Below are 2987 nucleotides of genomic sequence, written 5' to 3' on the forward strand. Positions count from 1 at the left end.
CATACAGCATTTTCTCGAAATGGGGAATATGCCATTCTGGATCGGTGCTATACCGATAAAAGCCACCGGCAACATGGTCATAAATACCTCCTCTTGCCATTTGGTCTAGGGTTGTTTCTACGTAGGACAGGGAAGATGTGTCATTAGTCAGTGCTGCCTGATTCAATAAAAAATCAAGTTGTCCTGGAAGCATGAATTTTTCTCGGCCAACAATCCCTCCCCATTTCAGGTCCCAATCGGGTTTCCATTTTGAAATACTCTCATTTAAAGTGCTGATAGATAAATCATTTCCCTTATTGGGTGGGGCTATCAGATTGACATCATGAATACCTTGGGTGACCATTTCGGCATATTCATTGGCCTTTTTCGGATTGTTTTTATAGAGTTGATGTGTCTTCTCGAGGATTCTGCCCCATTGTTCATTGGTATGGTAGGTTCCGCCATATATGGGCTTTCCATTAGGGAGTACAATTACATTCAGTGGCCAGCCACCCTGGCCGGTCATCAATTGTACTGCGGTCATATAGACTTGGTCGACATCAGGACGTTCTTCGCGATCGACTTTGATGCTGATGAAATCTTTGTTCATGATTTCGGCCACCTTTTGATCCTCAAAGGTCTCTTCCTCCATAACATGGCACCAGTGGCAAGAGGAATAACCAATGCTTATGACCACCAACTTATCTTCTTTCTTTGCTTTCTCGAAAGCGGCATCACTCCATGCCCTCCAATTTACAGGATTATGGGCATGTTGAAGTAAATAAGGGCTGGTTTCGTTGATCAATTCGTTGGTAAAGGGGTATTCCTTAGTTTGGGCAGCGTTTTGTTGGCAAGACATACATAGTACAAGGAAGAACAACGATATTATATAGGGAAACTTCTTCATTTTCTTATTTTGATCCATGGGCATAATTCTAATCGGGGGACAAATTACAACATGAATTTCATTGTTCTGAACGATACATCCAAAATTTTAAGGAAGGTCTTGACCGATGCTTGGTTCCTATTTAAAACAAGGGATGGGTATTCGCCGTGTAATGCTGTGATGGTTAGGGGCCCTTTTGGTATGGGAACCAAAAAAAAGCCCATTACGCATAATGGACTTTGTTCTTTTAGAACCTATAGGAGATAATATTTGGGGAAATCGTCAATTCGATCACATTAGATGATGCCAAAGGCCGCTAAAATCAGCCCTAGGACAACGCCAAGCAAAATCGCGATCAAAATCACCACCATTATGCCCAAAAAAAGGTTGAGCATCTTAGTGCCAAAAGTAATTTCGTGCTCCATGATTTAATTATTTATTACAATGTAGGCATTTGTGGCCAAAATTCCCTCAATTTTGAGCATTATTTCGTCTAAATGCCTGCTGTTCAGTATGTTTTTGGGATGTACTGCCAAATAATTCGGTGAACTGCGCAGAGGTGCGATAAAGACTTCATAATTGGTCTTTGCAGCTTGTTACTAAAGGTCTCGAAGGAGCTTTTTGGCATAACGGAACCAAGGTTCGTTTTTCTGCTAGGCTACTTTGGGTTTTAGTGTATCAAGATCTTTTGACTTTTGCTGTTTTTTCAACAGACTATCCTTTGACTGCCCACCTGGAATTGGTTGATCTTTTTTTGGGGCCGGTTTCGACCTCTGATATTCTTCCGTGGAAGGGATTGTTTTATTTTGTTGTGGAAAAGCCTCTTTCTTGCCTAGGTTTTCCCTGCAAGATAAATTAAGGACAAATATAAAAACCAAAAGCATAAGAATTTGGGGAAATCTCATAGCATTGTATTGTTCGTATCATAATAATCTACGGATGTGCTCCATGATTTGGATGCTTGCCCCTTTGTTTTTACGTACAAAATCGGAATTGATTTTACCGGTTTGGGAAATATAGTCGGGATTGTCCAAAAGATCGGACATTATCGCATGGAAAGATTCCTTATTATTTACTGTCAAAATACCTTTTTGGTTGACCAAGGCTTCGGCCTCATTGAACCCATGATAATCAGGGCCAATGATTATTGGTATGCCAAAAACAGCGGGCTCCAGGGTATTGTGCAATCCAGTACCAAAGGCCCCTCCCACATAGGCAATGTCTGCATAGCTATAGATTTTGGTTAATAACCCAATGGTATCAACGATCAATACATCAAATTGGGTGAGGTCATTTTGTGCTATTTCAGAATAGCATACTGTCTTTTTTGAGATTGATTTTTTTAGTGAAAGAATGTGCTCTGGTTTGATATTGTGTGGGGCAAGCACAAATTTCAACGATCTATGGGTCTCATTGATAAAGGGTAGCATTATTTCCTCATCTTCGGGCCACGTACTTCCGGCGACAAAACAAGTTGTGGTACCCTTGAATTGTTCCATGAAAGGGAGTGTATTATCCCTTTCCAGAATCTCTGACACCCGGTCAAATCGGGTATCTCCACTGATTGTGCCATTCAATAGACCGATACCTTTCAAAAGCTCAATCGATCTTTCATCCTGAACGAAGAAATGGGAGAATGTACCGAGCGCCTTCCGCATTATGCCTCCATACCATTTAAAAAATAGTTGTTTCTCTTTGAATACGGCCGAGATCAATAGGGTGGGAATTTTATATTCACCTAGAATTTTTAAATAGTTGGGCCAAATCTCATATTTTACGAATATCACGAGCTTAGGATGTGCCTTGGCAATAAAACGTCTGGCATTATCAAGCGTGTCTAGCGGCAGGTAGACTACGGCATCGGCCACTGTTGTATTCTTTTTGACTTCATAACCAGAGGGTGAAAAGAAGGTAATCAAAATCTTAAACAACGGAAATTCATTCCTGATTTTCTCGATTACCGGAAGACCTTGTTCAAATTCGCCTAAGGAAGCAACATGTACCCAGATGACTTGATCTTCTTTTTGGATCGTACGGTTTAAAATCGAAAAAGTCTCTTTTCTCCCTTGTACAAAAAGCTTGATCTTCGGGTGGAAAAGAGCCACTATTTTCAAGTGGAACC

At 40.8% G+C, this 2987-nt stretch carries 3 protein-coding genes; all 3 read right to left on the minus strand.

The annotated features are described in order from the left end of the window. A partial coding sequence (locus tag WBM98_RS13320) for a thioredoxin domain-containing protein (protein ID WP_424366511.1) occupies positions 1–886 on the minus strand: 886 nt, incomplete at its 3' end. Positions 887–1161: 275 nt separating this feature from the next. After that, entirely contained in the window at positions 1162–1290 is a 129-nt protein-coding gene (locus WBM98_RS13325; protein WP_424366512.1) for a hypothetical protein, read from the minus strand. Between the two features lie 498 nt (positions 1291–1788). After that, positions 1789–2987: 3-deoxy-D-manno-octulosonic acid transferase (locus WBM98_RS13330; RefSeq protein ID WP_424366513.1), on the minus strand; the 1199-nt coding region annotated here is incomplete at its 5' end.

The sequence above is a fragment of the Maribacter sp. genome (assembly GCF_049667165.1).
Lineage (GTDB): Bacteria > Bacteroidota > Bacteroidia > Flavobacteriales > Flavobacteriaceae > Maribacter_A.

What these genes read in the sequence shown, in the direction of transcription:
- WBM98_RS13325 (WP_424366512.1), bottom strand. Translation starts at nt 1,290, where the DNA reads ATGGAGCACGAAATTACTTTTGGCACTAAGATGCTCAACCTTTTTTTG.